Origin of the sequence: Janthinobacterium aquaticum, from assembly GCF_009208565.1 — a bacterium.
Classification (GTDB): domain Bacteria; phylum Pseudomonadota; class Gammaproteobacteria; order Burkholderiales; family Burkholderiaceae_D; genus Janthinobacterium.
The window spans coordinates 32,037-58,780 of record NZ_WFLK01000007.1; the positions used below are offsets into that span (position 1 = coordinate 32,037).

The 26,744-nt window shown below is 59.7% G+C and carries 26 protein-coding genes and 1 tRNA gene; 3 read left to right on the forward strand and 24 right to left on the reverse strand.

Annotated elements, in window-relative coordinates; all coding sequences use genetic code 11:
- Nucleotides 1-2 precede the first annotated feature (2 nt).
- The 17 genes from nuoH to rpsO form a co-directional block, all read right to left on the reverse strand.
- Nucleotides 3-1,085, reverse strand: coding sequence for an NADH-quinone oxidoreductase subunit NuoH (gene nuoH, locus GCM43_RS12660; RefSeq protein WP_152244782.1), 1,083 nt, complete (start codon nucleotides 1,083-1,085; stop codon nucleotides 3-5).
- The gene (nuoG, locus tag GCM43_RS12665; protein WP_152244785.1) at nucleotides 1,085-3,418 is read right to left on the reverse strand and encodes an NADH-quinone oxidoreductase subunit NuoG; all 2,334 of its coding nucleotides are present in this window, start codon (nucleotides 3,416-3,418) and stop codon (nucleotides 1,085-1,087) included. The genes nuoH and nuoG overlap by 1 nt, the downstream gene beginning before the upstream one ends.
- A 22-nt stretch (nucleotides 3,419-3,440) precedes the next feature.
- On the reverse strand, nucleotides 3,441-4,736 hold the full coding sequence (gene nuoF / locus GCM43_RS12670; RefSeq protein ID WP_152244787.1) for an NADH-quinone oxidoreductase subunit NuoF: 1,296 nt from the start codon (nucleotides 4,734-4,736) through the stop codon (nucleotides 3,441-3,443).
- Nucleotides 4,733-5,212: an NADH-quinone oxidoreductase subunit NuoE gene (gene nuoE, locus GCM43_RS12675; protein ID WP_152244789.1), complete on the reverse strand. Its 480-nt coding sequence runs from the start codon at nucleotides 5,210-5,212 to the stop codon at nucleotides 4,733-4,735. The genes nuoF and nuoE overlap by 4 nt, the downstream gene beginning before the upstream one ends.
- 11 nt (nucleotides 5,213-5,223) lie before the next feature.
- Nucleotides 5,224-6,477 carry an NADH-quinone oxidoreductase subunit D gene (locus GCM43_RS12680; protein ID WP_152244791.1) on the reverse strand — a complete coding sequence of 418 codons (1,254 nt, stop codon included), beginning with the start codon at nucleotides 6,475-6,477 and terminating at the stop codon, nucleotides 5,224-5,226.
- Nucleotides 6,477-7,070 (reverse strand): NADH-quinone oxidoreductase subunit C, encoded by a 594-nt coding sequence (locus GCM43_RS12685; protein WP_152244793.1) that lies wholly within the window; start codon nucleotides 7,068-7,070, stop codon nucleotides 6,477-6,479. Before GCM43_RS12685 ends, GCM43_RS12680 begins: the two co-directional genes overlap by 1 nt.
- 17 nt (nucleotides 7,071-7,087) lie before the next feature.
- Nucleotides 7,088-7,564 (reverse strand): NuoB/complex I 20 kDa subunit family protein, encoded by a 477-nt coding sequence (locus GCM43_RS12690; protein ID WP_152244795.1) that lies wholly within the window; start codon nucleotides 7,562-7,564, stop codon nucleotides 7,088-7,090.
- A gap of 3 nt (nucleotides 7,565-7,567) precedes the next feature.
- Entirely contained in the window at nucleotides 7,568-7,927 is a 360-nt protein-coding gene (locus tag GCM43_RS12695) for an NADH-quinone oxidoreductase subunit A (protein ID WP_152245192.1), read from the reverse strand.
- Nucleotides 7,928-8,104: 177 nt separating this feature from the next.
- A tRNA-Leu gene (locus GCM43_RS12700) sits at nucleotides 8,105-8,189 on the reverse strand.
- A 179-nt stretch (nucleotides 8,190-8,368) separates the two neighbouring features.
- Nucleotides 8,369-8,794 (reverse strand): preprotein translocase subunit SecG, encoded by a 426-nt coding sequence (gene secG / locus GCM43_RS12705; protein WP_152244797.1) that lies wholly within the window; start codon nucleotides 8,792-8,794, stop codon nucleotides 8,369-8,371.
- Nucleotides 8,795-8,822: 28 nt separating this feature from the next.
- Nucleotides 8,823-9,572, reverse strand: coding sequence for a triose-phosphate isomerase (gene tpiA / locus GCM43_RS12710; RefSeq protein WP_152244799.1), 750 nt, complete (start codon nucleotides 9,570-9,572; stop codon nucleotides 8,823-8,825).
- Nucleotides 9,573-9,647: 75 nt separating this feature from the next.
- A complete protein-coding gene (locus tag GCM43_RS12715; RefSeq protein ID WP_152244801.1) occupies nucleotides 9,648-10,628 on the reverse strand; it encodes an NAD(P)H-quinone oxidoreductase in 981 nt (326 codons plus the stop codon).
- A 69-nt stretch (nucleotides 10,629-10,697) separates the two neighbouring features.
- Nucleotides 10,698-11,306 (reverse strand): tetratricopeptide repeat protein, encoded by a 609-nt coding sequence (locus GCM43_RS12720; RefSeq protein ID WP_152244803.1) that lies wholly within the window; start codon nucleotides 11,304-11,306, stop codon nucleotides 10,698-10,700.
- Between the two features lie 73 nt (nucleotides 11,307-11,379).
- On the reverse strand, nucleotides 11,380-12,141 hold the full coding sequence (locus GCM43_RS12725) for a GIN domain-containing protein (protein WP_152244805.1): 762 nt from the start codon (nucleotides 12,139-12,141) through the stop codon (nucleotides 11,380-11,382).
- A 165-nt stretch (nucleotides 12,142-12,306) separates the two neighbouring features.
- On the reverse strand, nucleotides 12,307-14,283 hold the full coding sequence (locus GCM43_RS12730) for a methyl-accepting chemotaxis protein (RefSeq protein WP_226929469.1): 1,977 nt from the start codon (nucleotides 14,281-14,283) through the stop codon (nucleotides 12,307-12,309).
- 191 nt (nucleotides 14,284-14,474) lie between these two features.
- Nucleotides 14,475-16,592: a polyribonucleotide nucleotidyltransferase gene (gene pnp, locus GCM43_RS12735; protein WP_152244807.1), complete on the reverse strand. Its 2,118-nt coding sequence runs from the start codon at nucleotides 16,590-16,592 to the stop codon at nucleotides 14,475-14,477.
- Between the two features lie 227 nt (nucleotides 16,593-16,819).
- Nucleotides 16,820-17,089 carry a 30S ribosomal protein S15 gene (gene rpsO, locus GCM43_RS12740; RefSeq protein WP_010399743.1) on the reverse strand — a complete coding sequence of 90 codons (270 nt, stop codon included), beginning with the start codon at nucleotides 17,087-17,089 and terminating at the stop codon, nucleotides 16,820-16,822.
- A 177-nt stretch (nucleotides 17,090-17,266) separates the two neighbouring features.
- Between rpsO and bamE the strand changes: the two genes are divergently transcribed.
- Nucleotides 17,267-17,764, forward strand: a complete 498-nt coding sequence (bamE, locus tag GCM43_RS12745; protein ID WP_152244809.1) for an outer membrane protein assembly factor BamE domain-containing protein — start codon at nucleotides 17,267-17,269, stop codon at nucleotides 17,762-17,764.
- Nucleotides 17,765-17,924: 160 nt separating this feature from the next.
- Here the strand turns inward: bamE and pssA are convergent, their stop codons facing one another.
- From pssA to GCM43_RS12780, 7 genes are all read right to left on the reverse strand, one after another.
- Nucleotides 17,925-18,776: a CDP-diacylglycerol--serine O-phosphatidyltransferase gene (gene pssA / locus GCM43_RS12750; RefSeq protein WP_152244811.1), complete on the reverse strand. Its 852-nt coding sequence runs from the start codon at nucleotides 18,774-18,776 to the stop codon at nucleotides 17,925-17,927.
- 262 nt (nucleotides 18,777-19,038) lie between these two features.
- Nucleotides 19,039-19,791, reverse strand: coding sequence for an SIMPL domain-containing protein (locus GCM43_RS12755; protein WP_152244813.1), 753 nt, complete (start codon nucleotides 19,789-19,791; stop codon nucleotides 19,039-19,041).
- A gap of 161 nt (nucleotides 19,792-19,952) precedes the next feature.
- The gene (locus GCM43_RS12760; RefSeq protein ID WP_152244815.1) at nucleotides 19,953-21,188 is read right to left on the reverse strand and encodes an MFS transporter; all 1,236 of its coding nucleotides are present in this window, start codon (nucleotides 21,186-21,188) and stop codon (nucleotides 19,953-19,955) included.
- A gap of 197 nt (nucleotides 21,189-21,385) precedes the next feature.
- Nucleotides 21,386-21,820, reverse strand: a complete 435-nt coding sequence (locus GCM43_RS12765) for a hypothetical protein (RefSeq protein ID WP_152244817.1) — start codon at nucleotides 21,818-21,820, stop codon at nucleotides 21,386-21,388.
- Between the two features lie 122 nt (nucleotides 21,821-21,942).
- The gene (gene ilvC / locus GCM43_RS12770; protein WP_152244819.1) at nucleotides 21,943-22,959 is read right to left on the reverse strand and encodes a ketol-acid reductoisomerase; all 1,017 of its coding nucleotides are present in this window, start codon (nucleotides 22,957-22,959) and stop codon (nucleotides 21,943-21,945) included.
- Between the two features lie 66 nt (nucleotides 22,960-23,025).
- On the reverse strand, nucleotides 23,026-23,517 hold the full coding sequence (gene ilvN / locus GCM43_RS12775) for an acetolactate synthase small subunit (protein ID WP_152244821.1): 492 nt from the start codon (nucleotides 23,515-23,517) through the stop codon (nucleotides 23,026-23,028).
- Nucleotides 23,518-23,519: 2 nt separating this feature from the next.
- Complete coding sequence (locus tag GCM43_RS12780; protein WP_193315610.1) at nucleotides 23,520-25,283, reverse strand: acetolactate synthase 3 catalytic subunit; 1,764 nt, start codon at nucleotides 25,281-25,283, stop codon at nucleotides 23,520-23,522.
- A gap of 490 nt (nucleotides 25,284-25,773) precedes the next feature.
- Here GCM43_RS12780 and GCM43_RS12785 point away from each other — a divergent pair, with 490 nt between their 5' ends.
- A complete protein-coding gene (locus tag GCM43_RS12785) occupies nucleotides 25,774-26,343 on the forward strand; it encodes an RNA polymerase sigma factor (protein WP_152245198.1) in 570 nt (189 codons plus the stop codon).
- The gene (locus tag GCM43_RS12790) at nucleotides 26,340-26,744 is read left to right on the forward strand and encodes a DUF3619 family protein (protein WP_152244823.1); all 405 of its coding nucleotides are present in this window, start codon (nucleotides 26,340-26,342) and stop codon (nucleotides 26,742-26,744) included. The genes GCM43_RS12785 and GCM43_RS12790 overlap by 4 nt, the downstream gene beginning before the upstream one ends.

Sequence of the window (26,744 nt, forward strand, 5' to 3'; positions counted from 1 at the left end):
TCTTACTTCCAAATATTCCAGGATGTCTGCATCCAGGCAGCGACGAAGACCAGGTAGACCAGCGTCAGCGGAATAAACACTTTCCAGCCCAGGCGCATGATCTGGTCATAACGGTAGCGCGGGAAGGTACCACGAACCCAGACGAACACCGAGACGATAAAGAAGGTTTTCGCAAACAGCCAGAAGAAGCCGCCGAAACCACCCCAGAATTCGAGGAAGGCAAACGGTGCCGACCAGCCACCCAGGAACATGATCGAAGCCAGAGCGCCGATCAAAATCATGTTGGCGTATTCGGCCAGCATGAACATGGCGTAGGCCATGCCCGAGTACTCGACCATATGGCCGGCAACGATCTCGGACTCGCCTTCGACCACGTCGAATGGATGACGGTTCGCTTCGGCCAGGCCGGAAACGAGGTAGATCACGAACATCGGCAGCAGCGGCAGCCAGTTCCACGACATGAAGTTCACGCCTTTTTCAGCGAAGTAGCCGATCTGCTGGCCACCGACGATGTCGATGAAGTTCAGGCTGCCCGACACCATCAGCACGATCACCATCACGAAACCCATCGGGATTTCATACGAGATCATCTGTGCCGAAGCGCGCATGGCGCCCATGAACGAGTACTTCGAGTTCGAGGCCCAGCCGGCGATGATGATGCCGTAGACTTCCATCGAGGTAATCGCCAGCAGCAACAGCAGGCCGGCGTTGACGTTGGCCAACACCGCTTCAGGACCGAAAGGCACCACCGACCAGGCAGCCAGTGCCGGCATGATGGTCATGATCGGACCGATCACGAACAGGCCTTTGGCAGCTTTCGACGGGATGATGATCTCTTTGAACAAGAGTTTCAGTGCATCGGCGATCGGCTGCAGCAGGCCCAGCGGACCGACGCGGTTAGGACCGACGCGGATCTGGATCCAGCCGATCAGCTTGCGCTCCCACAGGGTAGCGTAAGCAACCAGACCCATCAGCGGCAGCAGCACGCAGAGGATCTTGATCAGGGTCCAGAAGAACGGCCAGGTCACGCCCAGCAGCTGTTGTCCGCCGCTGTTGATGGCGTTTACAAATTCAGGCAGCGCCATCAGATGTTCCCCTCTGCTTTTTCTACTGTGATAGTACCGAACATGCTGCCAAGTTGGGCTGTCGAGGCATGCGCCGCCGACACTTTCACCACATTGGCTGGCAGGCCGGCATGAATGGCCGCCACCAAGATGGCGCTGCCATTGCCCTGTGCAACCTTGACCTTGTCGCCGGCCTTGACGCCCAGCTTGCCAGCGAGCTCAGCCGACAAGTGCGCTTGCGGCGCGGCGCCATCGACCGTGCGCAGCAGTGGCTCGGAGCGGCGTACCAGTGCATCGGCAAAGTAGATCGGCACATCGGCCAGACGTTGCAGTGCTGGCGACGCCGGAGCGTAGGCGGCGGCAACCGGTGCGTGAACAGCCTTGTTCGACAGCTGTGCCGACAGGTCGGTCACGCCGGCGCCAAAGGCTTCGTCGCGGATCGACTCGGAGGTTTCATAGTCGAAACCGCCCAGGCCCAGGATATTGCCCAGTACGCGCAGCACTTTCCAGGCCGGACGCGTTTCAGCCAGCGGCTTGACGGTGCCATTGAAGCTTTGTGCACGGCCTTCGCAGTTGACGAACGTGCCCGAGGTTTCGGCAAACGGCGACACCGGCAGCAGCACGTCGGCATAGTCCATGCCGTGCTTGAAGGCGGACATGGCAACGACCATCTCGGCGCCGTCCAGCGCAGCGCGCGCTGCCTGTGGATTGGCGGCATCCAATTCCGGCTCGGCGTGCAGCAGCACGTAGGCTTTCTTCGGCGCAGCAAAAGCTGCCTGTGCGTTGGCCGCTGGTTTGATGACCAGGTGCGCGCCAACGGTGTTGGCCGCTTCAGTCAAATAGCCCAGCGTAGCACCGGTCTGGTCGGCGATCCACTGTGCGGCAGCGTGCAGCTGCGAGGCTTGCGGATGCTGCGTGGCAGCGTTGCCCAGCAGAACGGCGCCATGGTCGCCAGCCATCAGGCTCGCGGCGATATTGACGGCCACGTCAGACGCTTCGATGGACTCGAAACCGACAGGCGCGGCAATCTCTTTTGCCTTGGCAACCGCCACCACCACTTGCGACAGGGCAGCGAGCCAGTCGCTTGGCGCCACGATCATCTTGTTGGCGATATTGATCAGTTGCTCGTCATCGGCTGCGTGCAGGATCGACAGCTTGGCGCCGCCCTTGACGGAGGCGCGCAGGCGCGTTGCCAGCAGCGGATGATCCTTGCGCAGGAACGAACCGATCACGAAGGCGCGCTTGATCTGGCCAAATTCGCTGATCGGCATGCCCAGCCAAGGTTTCACATCGGCGCCGAGTGCAAAGTCGGTCTGGCGCAGGCGGAAGTCGACATTGGCCGAACCCAGGCCATGCACGACTTTTTGCAGCAGTACCAGTTCTTCAACCGTCGAATGCGGCGTAGCCAGCGCGGCAATGGCGTCAGCGCCGTGCTCGTGCTTGATGTTTTTCAGGCCGTGCGCCACGTATTCCAGCGCGGTTTGCCAATCGACTTCTTTCCACTCGTTGCCTTGTTTCAGCATTGGCGAAGTCAGGCGCTCGGCACTGTCCAGCGCTTCGTACGAGAAACGGTCTTTATCGGAAATCCAGCACTCGTTGATGGCTTCGTTTTCCAGCGGCAGCACGCGCTTGACCTTGCCAGCTTTCACTTGCACGATCAGGTTGGCGCCCAAGCCGTCATGCGGGCTGACCGATTTGCGGCGCGACAGTTCCCACGTACGGGCGCTGTAGCGGAATGGCTTGGAGGTCAGTGCGCCGACCGGGCACAGGTCGATCATGTTGCCCGACAGTTCGGAGTCGACCGTCTGACCGACAAAGGAGACGATTTCCGAGTGTTCGCCGCGGCCGATCATGCCCAGCTCCATTACGCCGGCCACTTCCTGGCCAAAACGTACGCAACGGGTGCACTGGATGCAGCGCGCCATCTCTTGCATCGAGACCAGCGGACCGGCTTCTTTCGGCTTCACGACGCGCTTGTCTTCCTTGTAGCGCGATTCGCTCTTGCCGTAACCGACTGCCAGATCTTGCAACTGGCACTCGCCGCCCTGATCGCAGATCGGGCAGTCGAGCGGGTGGTTAATGAGCAAGAATTCCATGACCGACTTTTGCGCCTGCACAGCCTTGTCGCTCGACGAGCGCACGATCATGCCAGCGCTGACCGGGGTCGCGCAAGCGGGCAAAGGCTTGGGCGCCTTTTCCACTTCGACCAGGCACATGCGGCAGTTCGCTGCGATGGACAATTTCTTGTGGTAGCAGAAGTGCGGAATGTAGGTTCCCAACTTGTTGGCGGCGTCCATCACCATGCTACCAGCAGGGACTTCGACTTTTTTGCCGTCTATTTCGATTTCAACCATGGTGATCGTTACCTGACGCAGCTTAGATGTAAGCGGGCACTAAGCAATGCTTGTGCTCGACATGATATTCAAATTCTTCACGGAATTGCTTGATGAAGGCCCGTACTGGCATGGCAGCCGCATCGCCGAGCGCGCAAATGGTGCGGCCCTGGATGTTGTCGGCGATCGAGTTGAGCATGTCCAGGTCATCCGGACGGCCCTGCCCCTGCTCGATGCGGTGCACCATGCGGTACATCCAGCCTGTGCCTTCACGGCAAGGCGTACACTGGCCGCACGACTCTTCAAAATAGAAGTAGGACAGGCGTTCAAGCGCCTTGACCATGCAGCGTGTTTCGTCCATCACGATGACGGCGCCCGAACCCAGCATCGAGCCAGCCTTGGCGATCGAGTCGTAGTCCAGATCGGTCTGCATCATGATTTCGCCGCGGATTACCGGTGCGGACGAGCCGCCAGGAATCACGGCCTTGATCTTTTTGCCACCGCGCATGCCGCCTGCCAGTTCCAGCAGTTTGGCAAACGGCGTGCCGAGCGGCACTTCGTAGTTGCCCGGCAGTTCCACGTCGCCCGAGATCGAGAAGATCTTCGAGCCGCCGTTGTTCGGCTTGCCCATCGCCAGATAGTTCTCCGGGCCGATGTTGAGCACGAACGGCACGGCTGCAAACGTTTCCGTGTTGTTAATGGTGGTCGGCTTGCCGTACAGGCCAAACGAGGCCGGGAAAGGCGGCTTGAAGCGTGGCTGGCCTTTCTTGCCTTCCAGCGACTCGAGCAGCGCGGTTTCTTCGCCGCAGATGTAGGCGCCATAACCGTGGTGCGCATGCAACTGGAACGAGAATTCGCTGCCCATGATCTTGTCGCCCAGGAAGCCGGCGGCGCGCGCCTCTTCCAGCGCTTCTTCGAAACGCAGGTATTCCTGGAAGATCTCGCCGTGGATATAGTTGTAACCCACGGTAATGCCCATCGCATAAGCGCCAATGGCCATGCCTTCGATCAGTGCATGGGGATTGTAACGAATGATGTCGCGGTCCTTGAACGTGCCCGGTTCGCCTTCATCTGTATTGCAGACGAGGTATTTTTGCCCCGGGAACTGGCGCGGCATGAAGCTCCACTTCAGGCCGGTAGGGAAACCCGCGCCGCCACGGCCGCGCAAGGACGAAGCCTTGAGGTCGGCGATGATCTGTTCCGGCGTGATTTTCTCTTCCAGTATACGCCGCAGGGCCGAATAGCCGCCGCGGTTCACATAATCTTGCAAATGCCAGTTCTTGCCATCCAGACCCTTGAGGATCAGTGGATCGATATGGCGGTTGTGGAGTGACGTCATTTCTTGAGTTCCTCCAGCATGGCGTCGATCTTCTCGTTCGACATCCAGCTGCACATGGTTTTATTGCTGACCAACAGGACAGGCGCATCGCCGCAAGCACCCATGCACTCGCCTTCAACCAGGGTGAACTGGCCATCGGCGGTGGTTTCGCGGAAATCGATACCGAGCTTTTGCTTCAGGTATTCGGCAGCGCGCACGCCACCCGACAGGGCGCATGGCAGGTTGGTGCACACGGTGATCTTGTGCTTGCCGACCGGCTTGACGTTGTACATATTGTAGAAGGTCGCCACTTCTTGCACGGCAATGGCCGGCATGCCGATATAGTCGGCGATTTCCTTCATGGTTTCAGGCGCCAGCCAGCCCAGTTCATCCTGGGCGTGGGCCAGCGCGGCCATCACGGCCGACTGACGCTGATCGGCTGGATACTTGGCCAGTTCGCGATCAATCTTTTTATAGCACTGCTCTGATAACAACATTGTTTTGCCTCTTAGCGGTCAATACTGCCGAACACGATATCTTGCGTACCGATAATGGTCACGGCGTCGGCAATCATGTGTCCGCGGGCCATTTCATCGAGCGACTGCAGGTGAGCGAAGTCGGGCGCGCGCAGTTTCATGCGGTACGGCTTGTTGGCACCATCGGACACCAGGTAGATGCCGAACTCGCCCTTCGGATGCTCGACCGCGCTGTACGCTTCGCCTGGCGGCACGTGGAAGCCTTCGGTAAACAGCTTGAAGTGGTGAATCAAGGATTCCATATTGGTCTTCATGTCGACCCGGCCCGGAGGCGCCACCTTGCGGTTGCTGGTCATGACAGGACCTGGATTGTTGCGCAGCCACTCGACGCATTGCTTGATGATGCGGTTCGACTGGCGCAGCTCTTCCACGCGGACCAGGTAGCGGTCGTAGCAGTCGCCGTTGGTGCCGATAGGAATGTCGAAGTCCATCAGGTCGTACACTTCGTACGGCTGCTGCTTGCGCAGATCCCACTTGACGCCCGAACCGCGCAGCATGGCGCCGGTAAAGCCCATCGCCAGCGCATCTTCCGGCGAAACCACGCCGATGCCGACGGTACGCTGTTTCCAGATACGGTTGTCGGTCAGCAGCGTTTCGTATTCGTCGACATAGGTCGGGAAACGGCGCGTGAAGTCTTCAATAAAGTCCAGCAGCGAACCCTGGCGGTTTTCGTTCAGCTTGGCAATCGCCTTGGCGTTGCGGATGATCGAGGCCTTGTGCTGCGGCATGGCGTCCGGCAGGTCGCGGTAAACGCCGCCCGGACGGTAGTAGGCTGCGTGCATGCGCGCGCCAGAGACCGCTTCGTAGCAGTCGAACAGGTCTTCGCGGTCGCGGAAGCAGTACAGGAACGGGCCCATCGCACCGACGTCGAGCGCATGCGCGCCCAGCCACATCAGGTGATTCAGGATGCGGGTGATCTCGTCGAACATCACGCGGATATATTGCGCGCGCAGCGGCACTTCCACGTTCAGCAGCTTCTCGATCGCCATCACATAGGCGTGCTCGTTGCACATCATCGACACGTAGTCGAGACGGTCCATATACGGCACCGATTGCAGATAAGTCTTCTGCTCGGCCAGCTTCTCGGTAGCGCGGTGCAGCAGGCCGATGTGCGGGTCGGCGCGCTGGATGACTTCGCCATCGAGCTCGAGCACCAGGCGCAGCACACCGTGCGCGGCCGGATGCTGTGGCCCAAAGTTCAGGGTGTAATTCTTAATCTCAGCCATTATTTCATCCCGTATTGTTCTTCGCGGATCACGCGCGGCACGTTTTCCCGTGGCTCGATGGTCACAGGCTGATAGATCACGCGCTTCTGTTCCGGGTCGTAACGCATCTCGACATAGCCGGAAACCGGGAAGTCCTTGCGGAACGGATGGCCGATAAAGCCGTAATCGGTCAGCAGGCGACGCAAGTCGTTATGGCCTTCGAACAGGATGCCCAGCAGGTCAAACGCTTCGCGCTCGTACCAGTTGACCGAGCGCCAGATACCGACCACCGATGGCAGCAGCGGCATGTCGTCGTCGGGTGCGAACACGCGCACGCGCACGCGCCAGTTGTGCTTGACCGACAGCAAATGCGAAACGGCCGCAAAGCGCGGCCCTTCCCAGATACCATCACCGTAGGTCGAATAATCGACGCCGCACAGGTCGAGCAGCTGCTCGAAATGCAGGCTCGGATCGTCGCGCAGGGTCTGCATCACGGCCAGGTAGTCTTCGGCTTTCACGACCAGCGTGACTTCACCAAGCGTCACGGTGGTCGTAACGCGTTCGCCCAGGGCAGTGCCGAGGGCGTTTTGCAAAACTTCTAAATGTGTAGTCATAATCTGAAGCGGCCCGGTTAGCGTGCGATCGTGCTGGTACGCTTGATCTTGTTCTGCAGCTGCATGATGCCGTACAGCAGCGCTTCAGCTGTTGGAGGGCAGCCAGGCACATACACGTCGACAGGCACGATGCGGTCGCAACCGCGCACCACAGAGTAGGAATAATGATAGTAACCGCCGCCGTTGGCGCAGGAACCCATCGAGATGACCCAGCGCGGCTCGGACATCTGATCGTAGACCTTGCGCAGTGCCGGCGCCATCTTGTTGCACAGCGTGCCGGCAACAATCATGACGTCGGACTGACGTGGCGACGGACGGAACACGACGCCAAAACGGTCCATATCGTAACGGGCTGCGCCCACGTGCATCATTTCAACCGCACAGCAGGCCAGACCGAACGTCATCGGGAACATCGACCCGGTACGCGCCCAGTTGATCAGCTTGTCGGCCGAGGTGGTGATGAAACCTTCGCTTAATACGCCTTCAATAGCCATGGCTTATTCCCAGTCAAGGGCACCTTTCTTCCAAATGTACCAAAATCCGACCACGAATTCGGCGATGAACACCATCATTGTGACGAAACCGGCCCAGCCCAGGTCGCGCATTGCCACGCCCCATGGGAAAAAGAATGCCGTTTCCAGATCGAACAAAATAAACAGGATTGCGACCAGATAGTAGCGCACATCAAACTTCATGCGCGCGTCTTCGAATGCTTCAAAACCACATTCGTACGGGGAGAGTTTTGCTGCGTCAGGACGGTGAGGCCCTAACAGCCGCCCAAGGACCTGGGGGGCGATACCGACGCCAAGGCCGATAAGAATGAACAGCAGGACGGGGAAGTAATTTTCGAGGTTCACGATTGATACGCTTATGTTGAACGATCGGTTAAATGAGGACGCTGCGATCAGCTGCAGCGTATTTAACGCCCGACCCCAATCAAAGGCTAGACCAGGATCGAACGACACATCCTCGTAAAAAAAGCCAGCAACTTTGTATGAGCCATGGCTCATGCGCCGTTGCTGGCTTCTGATTTCTGGTGCCGACGACGAGACTCGAACTCGTACAGCTTGCGCCACTACCCCCTCAAGATAGCGTGTCTACCAATTTCACCACGTCGGCGGTAAGGCCCGTATTCTACTCTGCTTTGTTGCTAAAGTTAATGCACAAATGCATTAAATCGCAGATAAAAACGAGAAATTTTTACATTCTTGCAGCCTGTACAGCTTTTTCCTACTCTACTGCTAAAACATTGAGCAATAATCTGCTCGTAATGAGAATTACTCGCAATTCATCACTATTTATTTAGGAATCGTACCTGCTGGCGTTGCTGGTGCTGCTGCGGCCGGTGCTGCTGGCAGGGTCGATGCAGGCACGCCCGTGACAGGCGCAGCTGGCGCAGGTGCGGTCGAAGGAATCGCGCCAGCGCCGGTCGTTGGTACCGGCTTGGTGACTTTATCCATCACGCCGCCGCCCACCGTGGTGGCGCGCTGATTGGCCATCAGCGACAGCGCCAGCGTGGCGCCGAAGAAGATGGCGGCGGCCACGCCGGTCGACTTCGACATGAAGTTCGACGAGCCGGTGGCGCCAAACAGGCTGCCCGAAGCGCCCGAACCGAAAGCCGCACCCATATCGGCGCCCTTGCCGTGCTGCAGCAGCACCAGCGCGATAATCGACAATGCCGAAATAACCTGTACTACCACTACCAGATTGAACATCATGTTCATTGCAATTCCATTCTCAGTTTAAAGTAATTCAATCAGCGGCGCGAATAATCGCCAGGAAATCGCCCGCCTTCAATGCCGCACCGCCAATCAGGCCGCCATCGATATCTGGCATGGCCAGCAATTCTTTGGCGTTGTCCGGCTTCATGCTGCCGCCGTACAGGATCTGTACGCCGCCAGCCGCTGCTGCATTCTTTGTTGCCAACTGCTCGCGCAGCACCTGGTGCACGTCCTGCGCCATTTGCGGCGTGGCCGTCTTGCCGGTACCAATTGCCCAGACCGGCTCATAAGCGAGCACGATTTTTGCAATATCGTCGGCGCCGATGGCGTCCAGCACGGCGCCCAGCTGTTCGGCCACTACCGCGCCGGTCTGCCCTGCTTCGCGCTGCGCCAGCGTTTCGCCGATGCAGACAATCGGCGTGATGCCAGCAGCCAGCGCCACCACCGTCTTGGCGGCCACCTGGGCATCGGTTTCACCATGGTAAGCACGGCGTTCGGAGTGGCCGATAATCACATGGCTGCAGGCAAAATCCTGCAACATGGATACCGACACTTCGCCCGTGTAGGCGCCGCTGGCGTGGCTTGAGACATCCTGCGCGCCCCAGCCCAGGGCCGAGCCGGCCAGCTGCGCCTGGCACTGCGCCAGGTACGGCGCCGGCACGCACACTGCGCTGGCCGCTTTGGCGCCAGCCAGTCCGGCCACCACTTCCGACAACAGGGCCGCGTTGGCGGCCAGGCTGCCATTCATTTTCCAATTTCCTACGACGAGCTTGCGACGCATGGTAGTAGCCTAAATTTTAATAACCCGTCATTCTACCGCCGCCATTGTGGCCGGTCAAACGAAGGGCATCGCATTTCAGGCAACTTGCAACATGATCTTGCCCACGTGCGTGCTCGATTCCATCAGCGCATGGGCCTCATTGGCTTTTTCCAGCGGGAAAGTCTTGTAGATCACCGGCTTGATCTTGCCTGCCTCGATCAGCGGCCAGACCGTTTGCAGCAGATGCCGCGCCACTGCGGTTTTGAACGCCACCGAACGCGGACGCAAGGTCGAACCGGTCACGGTCAGGCGGCGGCTCAACAGCTGGCCCATGTCGAGCGTGGCTTTGGTGCCGCCCTGCACGGCGATCAGGCCGATGCGGCCATCGTTGGCCAAGCACTCGATCTCGCGCGGCAGGTAGTCGCCACCCACCATGTCGAGGATCACATCGACACCTTTGCCATCGGTCAGTTGCTTGACCACCGCCACGAAATCTTCGCTGCGGTAATTGATGCCGCGTTCGGCGCCCAGCGCTTCGCAGGCGCGCGCCTTGTCATCGCTGCCTGCCGTGGCAAACACGCGGTGGCCGAGTGCGCTGGCCAGCTGGATGGCGGTCACGCCAATGCCGGAGGTGCCACCTTGCACCAACAGCGTCTCGCCGTCAGACAATGCACAGCGGTCAAATACATTGCTCCAGACGGTAAAGAAGTTTTCCGGCAGGGAAGCGCCTTCGAGCGCAGTCAGCCCTTTGGGCAGCGGCAGGCACTGGCCAATCGGCGCAACACAATACTCGGCATAGCCACCGCCCTGCACCAGCGCGCAGACCAGGTCGCCTTTGTTGAACGGCGAGCCGTCGAGGTCGCCATCGACCACGACGCCAGCCACTTCCAGACCCGGAATATCGGAGGCACCATCAGGCGGCGCATACTTGCCGAGCCGCTGCAGCACGTCGGGACGGTTGATGCCGGCCGCCTGCACCTGGATCAGCAACTGGCCGGCTGACCATTGCGGCGCGGGCCGCTCGGCGATCTGCAGCACATCGGACGGGCCTGGTTCGGTGATTTCAACTGCGCGCATACGGACCTCTTTCATGCAAAAGGCCGATTGTACGCCAAGCCGCCCCACCCTGCCGGCGCACGCCAGCGGCTATGGCGCGCCGGTTTTCGAGCTGCGCGGCAACGGCGTGCCCGGCTTCCATTTGCTCGACAAGGCCTGGCCTTCCTCGACCTGCTCATGGGTCATCTTGCGCACCACGGCCGCACGCTGTTCGGCAGCGTTGGCGTTGCCACTGGCGGCCGACAGATTCCACAGCATATAGGCGATCACGTTGTCCTGCTGCACCCCACCCATCTGATAGCGGTACATCAGGCCCAGCACCTGCTGCGCATCGGCATGGTTCTGTTCGGCTGCCTTGCGAAACCAGGCCACCGCCTGCTTGTGGTCCTGCAACACCGCGTTACCGGTGTAATACATGGCGCCCACCACATACTGGGCGTCGGCCTTGCCCTGGTCGGCCGCCTTGCGGTGCCAGAACATGGCCTGCTTGTAGTCCTGCGGCAAGCCGCGTCCCATGTAGTACATCAGGCCCAGCAGATGCTGGGCGTCGGCGTTGCCGGCCTTGGCCAGCGGCAAAATTTCCTTGTAGGCCAGTGCATAGTTCTTGTTATTGTAGGCGCTGGCGCCTTCGGTAAAACCGGCCCAGGCCGGCTGCTGTATCGCGTACAGCATCAATAGTGCAATGATCAGTTTTTTCATCGGGTTGAGGATGGTCTCTGACGTTGATACTTATCCTGGCAACTTGCAGGACGCCCTTATTTGCCGACTCAGTCTATTTCCAGCTGACTTTGCCAAGGCCGTCGACACTGACATCGCGCGTGGCCGGCTTGCCGTACACCACCACCGAACCGAGGCCGCTCAGATTGAGTTTGGCATTGTTGACGGCATTGACGGTCGCATTGCCCAGGCCGCTCAATTCCACATTGACGCTGTCGGACTGGAACTGCTGCGCGTTCAGGCTACCCAGGCCGCCCAGGGTGGCTTTAAGCAGCTTGCCGCGACCACCCAGCACCACCGAGCCGGCGCCCTGCAGGTCGAGATCGGCGCGCTCGTTGTTGCCGACCCATATCTGCATGCTGCCCACGCCGCCCAGCGTGGCATTGAGGCGGCGATAGTCGCCCACGATCTTCATGCTGCCCGCGCCTTCGAGCGACAGGTCGAGCTGCTCGCCGGCAAAGCCGGCAATATCGGTGGTGCCGAAGCCTTCCGAGCTCAGTTCGCGCAGATTGGGCAGCACCAGTTCGGCGCGGATCGAGGAAGGGCTGACCTTGAAACCGCGTATTTCCGTTTCAATATGCAAGGTATCGCCGCTTTGCACCGTGCTGATATCGGCAATATAGCGCTTGTCGGCGGTAATGCTGAGCGATGCCGTATTGCCCTGGCGTATGCGCACTTCCATCACACCATCGAGCTTGACGCGCACCACGCGGCCGTCGACCGGCCGCATTTCCAGCAAACGCGTCTCGGCGCGAGCGCCGGCAAGCAGGCCGAAGGTGGCCAGGAACGCAAACGCAAGTTGCAGGGTCTTGTTCATATTACTTCCTTGAAATCTGATAGGGAACAGCTGGCCGCAACGACAGGCCAGCTGGCAATGTGTTCACTATAATCATAGCGCCCCAGGACGGGGCGCCGATTGCGACGAACTGCAATTTTGACGGCATGGCCTGACAAAATCGCCAGCCCAGGCGTTACTGGCTCGTCAGAACTCTTCCCACTCATCAGCCGCAGGCTTGGCGGTCTTGATGGCCTTGGTGGCCTTGATGGTCTTGCCTGCAGGCGCAGGCTTGGGCAGCACTCTGGCCTTGACTGCCGGCGACGCTGGCGCGGCCACTGCGGCCCGGACCGGTGCCGGCTTGCTTGCCACCACCGCCGGTGTATCGCCCAGGCGGAACATGCCTACCGCCTGCGCCAGATCCACCGCCTGCTCCTGCAGGCTTTCGGCGGCCGCCGCAGCCTGCTCGACCAACGCTGCATTTTGCTGGGTCATGGTGTCCATATGCGTGACCGCGGTATTGATCTCGCCAATGCCGGCGCTCTGCTCGCGGCTGGCCACCGTGATTTCGCTCATGATGGCGGTCAGTTGCTGCACCGACGCCACCACCTGCCCCATGGTCTGGCCCGCCTCATCGACCAGGCGGCCGCCGGCGTCGACCTTGGCCACCGAGTCGCCGATCAGTTGCTTGATCTCCTTGGCAGCGCCGGCCGAGCGCTGCGCCAGGTTGCGTACTTCCGACGCCACCACCGCAAAGCCGCGCCCCTGTTCGCCGGCGCGCGCCGCTTCGACAGCCGCATTCAGCGCCAGGATATTGGTCTGGAAGGCGATGCCGTCGATCACGCCGATAATATCGACGATCTTGCGCGAGCTTTCCTGGATATCGGCCATCGTGCCCACCACCTGCTGCACCACCTGGCCGCCCTTGGCCGCCACGCTGGAAGCGGACAGCGCCAGTTCATTGGCGGCTTGGGCGTTTTCAGCATTTTGTTTCACGGTCGAGGTCAACTCGTCCATCGAACTGGCCGTCTGCTCGAGCGCGCCGGCCTGCGCTTCCGTGCGCGAAGACAGATCGGCGTTACCGGCGGCAATATCGGCCGATTCGCTGCGCACCAGCGTGCTGATGCTGCGAATCTGCACCAGCACGGTGGCGATCTTTTCGACGAACTGGTTGAAGGCCCTGGCGATCTGCGCCAGCTCGTCCTGGCCGGTGGCGTCCAGGCGGCTGGTCAGGTCACCATCGCCGACGGCAATCGCCTCCATCGCATCGCGCACCAGGCCCAGGCGGCGCAGCGCGCGCGCCACCAGCACGCTCAAGACAAACGACGCCAGCGCCAGCACCAGCACCGCTGCCAGTACGGAAGAGCGCAGCATCGACGACAGCGCTGCCGTCGCTTCGGCCCGGTCCAGCACGGTGACCAGCAGCCAGTCGCTGCCCGGCACTTTACTGACATGCAAAATGCCGGCGCGGCCATCGAGGCGTACGTCGCCACCGGCGCCGCTCTGCTCGATGCCGGACAGGGTCTGCGGCGTCATGCCGGCATCGAGGTCAGCCAGCGGCTTCAAGGTCAGCTTGCTGTCCGGATGGGCGATGATCTTGCCGCCGCCATCGATCAGGAAGGCGTAGCTGGCCGGCGTCGGCTTGATCGAGGCCACGTTCTGCACGACAGCGTCCATCATTACGTCAGCTGCCAGCACGCCAGCCACGCCACCCTTGCCGCCCAGCGGTTCGGCAAACGTCACCACCAGCTTGCCGGTGCTGGCGCCGATATACGGCGGCGTAATCACCGGCGCGCCCGCAGTGGCGGCCTGCTGGTACCAGGGGCGCGCGGTCGGATCGTAATCGGCGGCGCGCTTGCGCTCCTGCGAAAAGAAGTAGCGCTTGTCGGCCAGGCCGACATAGGCGATATCGAAGGTGCCGGCTTTCTCCGCCATCTTGAGCGTCGGCAACGGGTCGGGCAGCTGTGCGCCCTCTTTCATCGAGGTGACGATGGCCTGCTTGGCACGCAGCCACTCGCCAATCGCCGCCGCATGACTGTGCGACAGCTGCAGCATCTGTGTATCGAGCGCTGCCAGGGTACTGCTGCGCGTGGTAAAGAAGTTGGCAATCGCCACGGCCAGCATGGCCAGCACGACAATGGAGACGGCGATGGCAATCAGCCGCGCCTTAAGAGATGACAGCATGGCGCACCCTGTAAGAAATAAAGTTGAGGAGATGCACCATCCTTACGGAATAAAATTTTGTCGTCAAGAAATACCAACCAAAAATTACCACGAAACAACAAAAGCAAATAAAAAAACCGCCAGGCTTGCGCACTGGCGGTTTTCTCGCTAATACCGGACTGGCCGGTAGTAAGCAGTACTACTGAGAACGATTACTGAGCAGCTGGCGCTTCGCCGCCTTCGGCAGCTTTCATCGACAGCTTCAGACGACCGCGGTCATCCGTTTCCAGCACTTTCACGCGCACCAGCTGGCCTTCTTTCAGGTAGTCGGCCACGGCGTTGACGCGCTCGTTGGCGATCTGCGAGATATGCAGCAGGCCGTCTTTGCCTGGCATTACTTGCACGATGGCGCCGAAGTCCAGCAATTTCAGTACGGTGCCTTCGTAGGTCTTGCCCACTTCAACCGACGCGGTCAGCTCTTCGATGCGGCGCTTGGCTTCCTGGCCGGCGGCAGCATCGACGGAAGCGATGGTGACCACGCCTTCGTCGCTGATGTCGATCTGGGTACCGGTCTCTTCGGTCAACGCGCGAATGACGGCGCCGCCCTTGCCGATCACGTCACGGATTTTTTCCGGGTTGATCTTGATGGTGATCAGGCGCGGTGCGAAATCGGACAGTTCGGTTTTCACCGTTGGCATGGCTTTTTGCATTTCGCCCAGGATATGCTCGCGGCCTTCCTTGGCTTGCGCCAGTGCCACTTGCATGATTTCCTTGGTGATGCCCATGATCTTGATGTCCATCTGCAGCGCGGTGATACCGTTGCGGGTACCGGCTACTTTGAAGTCCATGTCGCCCAGGTGATCTTCGTCGCCCAAGATGTCGGACAGCACGGCAAACTTGCCGCCTTCCTTGATCAGGCCCATGGCGATACCAGCCACGTGCTCTTTCATCGGCACGCCAGCGTCCATCAGCGCCAGGCAGCCGCCGCAGACCGAAGCCATCGACGACGAACCGTTCGATTCGGTAATTTCCGATACCAGGCGCACCGAGTAGCTGAATTCTTCTTCCGGTGGCAGTGCAGCGATCAGCGCACGCTTGGCCAGGCGGCCGTGGCCGATTTCACGACGCTTGGGCGTACCGACGCGGCCCGTTTCGCCGGTGGCGAACGGTGGCATGTTGTAATGCAGCATGAACGAATCGGTAAATTCGCCCATCAGTGCATCGATCTTCTGGCTGTCGCGTGCGGTACCGAGGGTAGCGACCACCAGTGCCTGCGTTTCACCGCGGGTAAACAGGGCCGAACCGTGTGTACGTGGCAGCACGCTGGTGCGAATCGAGATCGGACGTACGGTGCGGGTATCACGGCCGTCGATGCGTGGCTCGCCGTCCAGGATCTGGGTGCGCACGATTTTCGCTTCGATATCGAACAGGATGTTGTTGACTTCAGCGCTGTCGACCGAGCCGCCGGCCATAGCCGCTTCAGCCGTCAGGTCGGCGATCACTTCGGCGGTGGCTGTTTTCAGCTTGGCCGTACGCTCCTGCTTGTCTTTGGTTTGATACGCGTCGTTGATCTTGGCCTTGGCGAAGTGTTCAACGCGGGCGATCAGCGATTCGTTCTTCGGCGCAGGCGCCCATTCCACTTCCGGCTTGCCGCCGTCACGCACCAGATCATGGATCGCATCGATCACCACTTTCATCTGGTCATGGCCAAACACCACGGCGCCCAGCATGATTTCTTCGGACAGCTGTTGCGCTTCCGATTCAACCATCAGCACGGCCGTTTCGGTACCGGCAACCACCAGGTCCATTTGCGACGTTTTCAGTTGCTGGACGGTCGGGTTCAGGATGTACTGGCCATTGGCGTAGCCAACGCGGGCAGCACCGATCGGGCCATTGAATGGCACGCCCGACACGCACAGGGCAGCCGAAGCGCCGATCATGGCGGCGATATCAGGATCGATTTCAGGATTGACCGACAGCACGTGAATAATCACTTGCACTTCGTTCAGGTAGCCTTCAGGGAACAGCGGACGAATCGGACGGTCGATCAGGCGCGAGGTCAGCGTTTCTTTTTCGGAAGGACGGCCTTCACGCTTGAAGAAGCCGCCTGGAATCTTGCCGGCAGCGTAGGTTTTTTCGACGTAGTCTACCGTCAAAGGGAAGAAGTCCTGGCCTGGCTTGGCGTCTTTGCGCGCCACCACGGTTGCCAGCACAACGGTATCTTCGATCGACACCAGCACGGCGCCCGATGCCTGACGCGCGATTTCGCCGGTTTCCAGGGTCACTTGATGTTGACCGTACTGGAAGGTTTTCGTAACTTTATTAAACATTGGGGTATCCCTTTTTAATTGCCGACAGATTTTCAGGAGCTGTCGTTCACCTCACCACAGGCGCCAGGGGTTGCCGCCTTTCCTACTTTACCATTTTGCTACCGGATGCTGACACAATTCCGCCCGCACACAATACTTTACTGGCAGAAAACCGATCTTCAAATGACAAAATGCCCGCGTCAGCGAACTGGCGCAGGCATTTCTGGTTAAACCTTGTACGGCAAGAATTACTTGCGCAGACCGAGTTTAGCGATCAGGTCGCGATAACGGGTAGCGTCTTTAGCCTTCAGGTAGGACAACAGGCTCTTGCGACGGTTGACCATCATGATCAGGCCGCGGCGCGAGTGGTGGTCTTTCGAGTGGGCTTTGAAGTGGCCGTTCAGTTCGTTGATACGAGCGGTCAGCAGTGCAACTTGCACTTCAGGCGAGCCGGTGTCGTTTTGGCCACGGGCGTTGTCCGCGATGATAGCGGCTTTGTTGATGTTCTCTACTGTCATGATAAACCTTTCACATGCGGTGCAAAGAGTCTCGACCCTATCCACCGTGAACTACGATTAAAAAAACCTGGGCAAAAACCCAGAGGCGCAAGTATAGCGGAAAAAGTGGCGTGTGTATCCTGCGATGCGCGCTTTTCTGGCGCATGATGGCGTTTTACCGCATTTCAGGAGCCCAGCATGAACATTTCAAGCAAATTGGCCACACTTGCGCTGTCAGCCAGCTTGGCTGCCTGCGCAGGTCTGGATGGCGCACCACCGCAAGTGGGCGAGCCGCGTGCCGCTGTCGAAGCGCGGCTGGGGCCGCCTACCAATATCTATCAGTTGCCGCAAGGCCCGGAACTGGAATACGCCACCGGCCCCTATGGCCAGAAGACCTGGATGGTGCGTTTCGGCCCCGACCAGCGCTTGACTTCCTACGAACAGGTACTCGACACGACCGGCTTTGCGCGCGTGAAGATTGGCGTTTCCAATCAGCAAGATGTGCTGCATCTGCTGGGCAAGCCGACCGAGAAATCCTACCTGTCGCTGACCCGGCTGCACGTATGGTCGTATCGCTACAAGGAGTCAGGCGTATGGGATTCGATGATGCATGTGCACTTTGACGATGCCGGTATCGTGCGCCAGATGCTCAATGGGCCCGATCCGGACAGGGAGGAGAAGAGGTTTTTCTGGTGACCGGCAGCGCGCATGAAGAGCGTAGGTCGGATTAGGCCCTTCGGGCCGTAATCCGACAACACCCGCGGCGCCAACAATGTTGTCGGATTACGGCCCCTGCGGGGCCTGCGCGGCGCGGCCTAATCCGACCTACGTTGCTGCACCAGGATCAGGCGTGCCCTCAATGCTCGTGATCCACCTGCACAATGCTGACCGGCTTGCCCTTGGCCATGCGCCAGAAGAACACCGCATAGCCGGACAGGCCGTAGGCCACAAAGATCGGGAACAGCACCTTGGGTGGGTCGATCGAGATCAGCGCAAAGAACAGCGCCAGCAGGAACACCACGATAAACGGCACCGACTTGCGGAAATTGACGTCCTTGAAGCTGTAGAACGGCACGTTGGTGACCATGGTCAGGCCGGCAAACAGGGCAATGGCCCACGAGACCCAGCCCAGTTGCTTGCCCGATACGTCAAGGTCGTTCATCAGCAGGATAAAACCGGCCACCATGGCAGCAGCTGCCGGGCTGGGCAGGCCCTGGAAGAAGCGCTTGTCGACCACCGCGATATTGGTATTGAAGCGCGCCAGGCGCAGTGCGCCGCCGGCGCAATAGACAAACGCGGCCAGCCAGCCCAGCTTGCCCATGCCGCGCAGCGACCATTCATAGATCACCAGCGCCGGCGCGGCGCCAAACGAGACCATGTCGGACAGGCTGTCGTACTGGGCGCCAAACTCGCTCTGGGTATTGGTCAGGCGCGCGATGCGGCCATCGAGTCCATCGAGGATCATGGCGATAAAGATGGCCCACGCCGCATGCTCGAAGCGCTGGTTCATGGCCATCACGATGGCGTAGAAACCGCAGAACAGGGCCGCCGTCGTAAAGGCGTTGGGCAACAGGTAGATGCCGCGCCGGCGCAAGGTTTTCTTGCCGGCGCCATCGGCCACCGGCTGGCGCACGAATTTACTGAAGCGCGACGCTTTGGAGACTGCGGGTGCGCCGTTCTTGCCGCGACGACGGGGAAAGTTTGCCATGTTGATCCATTTCTTGTGTACTGCTGGTAATCGGGCCTGGCGGCTGCACGCAATGGCAGTCGCCGATCTCGCCATTATAGAGGAGACAAGGCCAAAGAATAGCGCGCCACAACCTTCCTGACAATATTACTGCCCTCTGCCAGGTGCAAGTCGATTGCAACCAACAGGAGCCGGCGCGAAACGGCAGATCAGGCGTCAGATCCGATACCAGAAACAATTATGGGGCCCGAAAGCCCCATGATTGCATCTGTGCAAAAACTGATTACTTGAATTTCACCTTGCCTACCACACGCATATCGAGCGTGGTCTCGCCCGGCTCGAAGCTTGGTTCGGCCACGGCGTTGTCGTCAGCCATTTTCGATCGCATCATCATCGGTGCGGCAGCGGCGCGCGATTCGTTGGCATAGTTGCCGGAGCCTTCAAAGTCAACCGTATCGAGCACGGCGTCCGACACATTGCGGCCCATGGCGCGTGCGATCGAGGCGATGCGCTCGTTGAGATTCTTGTAGGTCGCGGCAATGCGCTGATCATCGAGCTGGCGGATGGTTTCCGGCTTCAGGCCGAAGTTCAGGCCGTTCAACGTCAGCACGTTCTGCGCCGCTGCCACGGTTTTTGGCAACGCGGTCAGGTTGGTGGTTTTCACTTCCAGGTACTGGCCCACGCGCCACGAAGTCGGCACGCGCGGCTTGGCCACGGCGCCAGCTGGCAGCGGCTGGTCTTCCGGATAGACCGGATAGGTGTAATAGCCGTACGATTTCAGCACTGCCGAAGGATCGGCCTGCTTGACGATGGACACACCCTTGTTCATCTTCTGGTTGACGCGCGAGGCGGCGGCAGCCTTGTCCTTGTCCTGCTCTTCGATGGCCAGCGTGGCCACCACCTGATCGTTGACATGCTTGACTTCGCCAAACGCGGGCACCACTACCAGTGTGCCAGTGGTCGGCAGGCTTTGCGCTTGTGCGGACAGGGCAACGGTGGCTGCGGCGGCAACCAGTACGGATTTCATCACGGTCATGGATACTTCTCCTTGGTGGTTGGATACAAACAGGGTCTTCTGGACGCCCTATTTCATTTTAGAAACTTGTCAAACTGGGTAGATTCTAACGTCCAGAACTTTCCTGTGGCGCAAATTAACAAATCGTCACAATTGCCACAGTCTGCTCACATTCGGTGAACTCAATGACCGCCAACCACGCCGCCGGTACGCCGGCCCGGCTTGAAACTGCGGCGTGCGCCCCAGGCGATCATCAACGCCACCAGCAGCAAAGCGAGCATGGCCCAAGGAAAGGAAGCTGCGCCAAGATGCTCGAGCAGCATGCCGCCGGCCAGGCCGCCGCCTGCGATGGCCACGTTCCAGATGGTGGCCACCATCGCCTGCGCCACATCCATGCCATTGCCGGCCGCGTCGGCCGAAGCCGTTTGCAGCAGCGTGCCGGCGCCGCCAAAAGTCATGCCCCAGATCACCATGACGAAGTAAATAACCAGTGGCTGGTCCATCGCCAGCCCCAGCGCCACGGCAATCGCGGCAAAGGCGGCGATGCTGCCCAGCACCAGCTTGCGCAGCCAGCGGTCGATCAGGCGGCTGACCAGCCAGATGCCAGCCAGCGAGCCTGCGCCATACACCAGCAGCACCAGGTCGACGCGTGCGCGCAGACCGGACGGTGCCAGGAACGGCGCGATATAGGTATAGAGAATATTATGCGCCAGCATCCACGCCACGATCACCGCCAGGATGGGGCGCACGCCCGGCGTCATGAATACCTGGGCAATACCAGGGCGCTCGCCCTGCTTCTGGCCTGCATAATCGGGCACGGCCACCAGTATCCAGCCAACGAGGATGACGGCCAGGCCCGACATCACGGCAAAAATCGCACGCCAGCCCAGCACGCCACCCATCAGGGTGCCCAGCGGCACGCCCAGCGACAGCGCCAGCGGCGTGCCGATCATGGCAATCGCCATCGCCCTGCCCTGCTGGTCGACGCTGACCATGCGCCGCGCGTAGCCGGCCATCAGTCCCCATGCCAAACCGGCAGCCATGCCGGCAAAAAAACGCGACACCAGCGCCACGGTGTAATTGGGTGCAAATACCATTACGGTATTGAAGACAAGAAAGCCGCCAACGGCCAGCAGCAGCACCTTGCGGCGGCGCCAGCTGGCCGTCATGGCCGTCAGCGGTATGGCGGTCAGGATCGAGCCGACCGCGTAGGCGGTCACCAGCTGGCCGGTTATCACTTCGGAAATGCCGAGACCCTGGGCGATTTGCGGCAGCAGCCCGGCCGGCAGGGTTTCGGCCAGGATGGCGATAAAGGCGGTCATGGCCAACGCCAGCAGGCCGGCCAGCGGGAAGCGTTGAGGAATAGAAAATCTGTCAGCGCCTGTCAGGGGCACCGTGGCGGTAAAACGGTCAGTCATGTGGGTCTTTCTGAAGACGCAGGCTTGGCGCCTGGCGTGCTGCCGGAATTGTTACGGCGCGGGTAATGCACGTTGCGGTCGGCAGAAACCGAAACAGATGCAGTTGCGGGCGCAACTGCAAAGGAAGGGCGGAATTTTACAGCAAACGCACCAAAAGCGTGCGCACGCCAGGGCTGCTAGTCAGTCAGACATCTTGTTCAGGCATCATTGGCCGCCTTGCGCGGCGAGAAATAACCGTTGGCGCCTGGGCTGAACAACAAAGCGCAGATCACCACAAACGCCACCGCACCGGGCAGCACGCCGCTTTTGACCGGCACCGTGGCCAGCGCCAGGCCGATATCGATCACGCTCCAGAGCACATACACGGTGCGCGCACTGCGATGCCCCTGCAGCATGGCCAGCGCGGTCACCAGCGTCAGCCCCAGGCCGCCCAGCAGGATCGCATATTGCACCGGGACCGACAGAAAGCTGCGCGCCATCCATGCATGCATGGCCGGATCGTTGCGGCTGAGATAAGCCGACGCCAGCGAGGCCAGCGAACCGATAATCAGAAACCAGCAGCTGATGGCGACGGAAAACGGCCGCCTGACCAGATTGAGGTTTCCTACGACAACTTTTGAAAAAACAAGCATGGTGTGACCGGCAATTTTTAACGATGCTGATTCTAGCCGATGTTCGCGTGCCTGGATGCATGCCGGGCTGCACAGATACAAAAAAGCCGGCTTGCGCCGGCTTCTAGCTATCAAGAAACAACTTAGTTCTTCGACTGGTCAACCATTTTGTTCTTGGCGATCCATGGCATCATGGCGCGCAGTTTGGCGCCGACTTCTTCGATCTGGTGCTCGGCCGTCAGGCGGCGGCGCGAGATCAGGGTCGGTGCACCGGCCTTGTTTTCCAGGATAAACGACTTGGCGTATTCGCCGGTCTGGATGTCTTTCAGGCATTGACGCATGGCGTCCTTGGTGGCCGAGGTCACCACTTTCGGGCCGGTCACATACTCGCCGTATTCGGCGTTGTTCGAGATCGAGTAGTTCATGTTGGCGATACCACCTTCATAGATCAGGTCGACGATCAGTTTCAGTTCGTGCAGGCACTCGAAGTAGGCCATTTCCGGTGCATAGCCGGCTTCGGTCAGGGTTTCAAAGCCAGCCTTGATCAGTTCGACGGCGCCGCCGCACAGTACGGCTTGTTCGCCGAACAGGTCGGTTTCGGTTTCTTCACGGAAGTTCGTTTCGATAATGCCGGCACGGCCGCCGCCGTTGGCCGAAGCGTACGACAGCGCGATATCGCGCGCCACGCCCGACTTGTCCTGGTACACGGCGATCAGGTGCGGCACGCCGCCACCCTGGGTGTAGGTAGCGCGCACGGTGTGGCCCGGCGCTTTCGGCGCAACCATGATCACGTCGAGGTCGGCGCGTGGCACGACCTGGCCGTAGTGCACGTTAAAGCCGTGGGCAAACGCCAGCACCGCGCCTTGCTTGGCGAACGGGGCGATGTTCTCGTTGTAGACCTGGGCAATGTTTTCGTCCGGCAGCAAGATCATGATGACGTCGGCGTTCTTGACTGCGTCATTGACTTCCGCCACTTTCAGGCCAGCCTGCTCAACCTTGTTCCACGAAGCGCCGCCCTTGCGCAGGCCGACAGTCACGTTGACGCCCGAATCGTTCAGGTTTTGCGCGTGGGCATGGCCTTGCGAACCGTAGCCGATGATGGCCACGTTTTTGCCTTTGATCAGGGAGAGGTCAGCGTCTTTGTCGTAAAAAACTTTCATGGTATTTCCTATCTAATATTTTGTTGTGTTTGTCTGTGGTGCGGCACGTGCCGCAGTACTACGCTTTTATACTTTGAGGATGCGTTCGCCGCGGCCGATACCCGAGCCGCCGGTGCGTACCGTTTCCAGGATCGAGGCGCGGTCGATCGAATCGATAAACGCGTCAAGCTTGACCTTGTTGCCGGTCAGTTCGATCGTGTAGCTCTTTTCGGTCACGTCGATAATGCGGCCACGGAAAATATCGGCGGTGCGCTTCATTTCCTCGCGCTCCTTGCCGACCGCACGCACCTTGATCAGCATCAGTTCGCGTTCGATATGCTGGCCTTCGGTCAGATCAACCACCTTGACCACCTCGATCAGGCGGTTCAGGTGCTTGGTGATCTGCTCGATGATGTCGTCTGAGCCGCTGGTGACGATCGTCATGCGCGACAGCGTCGCGTCTTCGGTCGGCGCCACGGTCAGCGTTTCGATGTTGTAGCCGCGGGCCGAGAACAGGCCGACCACGCGCGACAGGGCGCCGGCTTCGTTTTCCAGCAAGACAGAAATAATATGGCGCATGATCAGAGGTCCTCCGAGCCGAGCATCATTTCGGACAAGCCTTTGCCGGCTTTCACCATTGGCCACACGTTTTCAGACTGGTCGGTAATAAAGTTCATGAACACCAGCCGGTCCTTCATGCCAAATGCTTCTTTCAGGGCGCCGTCAACGTCGCCCGGTTTTTCAATCTTCATGCCCACGTGGCCATAGGCCTCGGCCAGCTTTTCAAAATCCGGCAGCGAATCCATATAGGACTCGGAATAGCGCGAACCGTAATCGATCTGCTGCCACTGGCGCACCATGCCGAGGAAACGGTTGTTGAGCATGATAATCTTCGGCGTCAGGTGATACTGCTTGCACGTGGCGAGCTCCTGGATGCACATCTGGATCGAGCCTTCGCCCGTGATGCAGGCCACGGTGGCGTCAGGATTGGCCATCTGAACGCCCATGGCGTACGGCAGGCCGACACCCATGGTGCCCAGGCCGCCCGAATTGATCCAGCGACGCGGCTTGTTGAAGCGGTAGTACTGCGCAGCCCACATCTGGTGCTGGCCCACGTCGGACGTGATAAAGGCGTCGCCATTGGTAATCTGGCAGACTTTTTCGACCACCGACTGCGGCTTGATCACCAGGTCCGAGCCCGGGTATTTCAGGCAGTCGCGGCCACGCCAGTCGGCGATCTGCTTCCACCAGTTGCTGAGCGCATTGACGTTCGGCTTCGCTTCTGCCGCGTCCAGCTGCGCCAGGAACTCGATCAGCACATCCTTGACGTTGCCCACGATGGGAATATCGACCTTGACGCGTTTGGAAATCGACGATGGGTCGATATCGACGTGAATGATCTTGCGCGGATGCGAGGCGAAGTGTTTCGGATTGCCAATCACGCGGTCGTCGAAGCGGGCGCCGATAGCGATCAGCACGTCGCAGTTCTGCATCGCCATGTTCGCTTCGTAGGTGCCGTGCATGCCGGGCATGCCGACATACTGCTCGCTCGAAGCGCGGTAGCCGCCCAAGCCCATCAGGGTGTTGGTGCACGGGAAGCCGAGGCGGTCGACCAGCTTGTTGAGCTCGTCAGAAGCATTGGCCAGGATCACGCCGCCGCCCGTGTAGATCATCGGACGTTCGGCTTGCAGCAGCAGCTGCACGGCCTTGCGGATCTGGCCCGAGTGACCCTTGTCGACCGGACGGTAGGAGCGCATTTCAACTTCCTTCGGATAGTCGAAATGGCATTTGTGCATGCTGATATCTTTCGGAATATCAACCAGCACCGGGCCTGGACGGCCGGTCTTGGCGATAAAGAAAGCTTTTTTGATGGTTGCCGCCAGGTCTTTCACATCCTTGACCAGGAAGTTGTGCTTGACCACCGGGCGCGTGATGCCCACGGTGTCGCATTCCTGGAAGGCGTCCTGGCCGATGGCGTGGCTCGGCACCTGGCCGGAGATCACCACCATCGGAATCGAATCCATATACGCGGTCGACAAGCCGGTCACGGCATTGGTCACGCCCGGGCCGGAGGTGACAATGGCCACGCCAACCTTGTTCGAGCTGCGCGAATAGGCGTCAGCAGCGTGCACGGCCGCCTGTTCATGGCGTACCAGTACGTGCTGGAATTTATTTTGCTGGAAAATGGCGTCGTAGATATACAGTACGGCTCCGCCCGGATAACCAAAGACGTGCTCGACGCCTTCTTCAGCCAGACAGCGCACGACAATTTCTGCGCCAGTGATGGGCCCGGTGGGCTGGCCCGATGCCGAACCTGCTGCAGGTCCTCTTGCGTCGGTATTCATGCAACATTCCTTTCAAGGTCCATTGGAGATTGATCGGATGCTCTTTCCTGACGAAGTACGCCTTGCGCGACAGTTTCCCTGCTTCCCTTTTCATGCGGTCACGGCATAGATTCGGGCACCCATAGATACCTTGCAAAATGACGCTGGACGCAACTCGTTCGGCGGAGTTTCTGTAGCGATCGTACGAACCTCTCGCGCTTGTGGCGCGGGTTAGAACAAACTGCCTACAAATGAAAGCGCGTCTCGTCGCCGCTGGCGTTGTGTGCCAGTGTCAAGTCGACCATAGGGCTTTGGGGTGTTCAAAGCGTTCCATACGTTATCGCGTCGCACCATTATGGTCAAGGAAAATGTCATGGACAGTGCTTTTTTGCGCGATTGGGGTGCAAAAAACCTGCATAAATGCACATTCTTTGCTAGCATGCGCACAGTTTTTCAAAGCATAAGCCTTTCCTTTCGCCCACCCGCAGGCCGTCAGCTCGCTCTCTACCGCATGGCAACAGACAAAGAATTAAATGATTTCCTCGAGCATGTCGAACGGCGCGCCTACAAGCAGGCCGTCTACGCCGTGCGCAAGGAAGAATCGGCGCTCGATATCGTGCAGGACGCGATGATCAAGCTGGCCGAGAAATACGGCGACAAGCCGGCAGCCGAATTGCCGATGCTGTTCCAGCGCATCTTGCAGACCACCATACTCGATTATTTCCGGCGTGAAAAAGTCCGCAATACCTGGGTTACACTGTTTTCCGGCCTGAAACCGGCCGGCGACGAGCACGACGATTTCGAATTGCTCGACACCTATCAGTCGGATCAGGGCTCCGCCGGCGCCGAATCGTCGGCTGACCAGGTCGAGCGGGCGCAAATCCTTGATTTGATTGACGAAGAAGTGCAAAAACTGCCTGCGCGTCAACGCGAAGCGTTCCTCATGCGTTACTGGCAGGATATGGATGTGGCTGAAACAGCGGAAGCGATGGGTTGCTCCGAGGGCAGCGTCAAGACACATTGCTCCAGAGCGACGCACACGCTCGCTGAATCGCTGAAAGCCAGGGGAATACAATTATGAATACCGACGATCTCAATTTCGCCTACAAGGTGCGTCACGCACTGAACGAAAAACTCGACGACCTGCCAGCGTCGACGGCCGACCGCCTGGCTTCCGCCCGCAAGGCTGCCATGGCGCGCAAGAAAGCCGATGCGCCGGCGCGCGCCACCGTCCAGGGCGAAGTCTTTGCCGGCTTTGCCAGCCAGTTCTTCCTGACACCGCGCGCCTGGCTGGGCCGCATGAGCGTGATGATCCCGCTGTTGCTGCTGGTAGCCGGCGCCACCGGCCTGTACCACTTCGAGCAGGAGCAGCGCATTGCCGAACTGGCCGAACTGGACGCCGCCGTGCTGTCGGACGAACTGCCGCTGTCGGCCTATATGGACCATGGCTTTAACACCTACCTGACGGAACGCGCGCAGTAA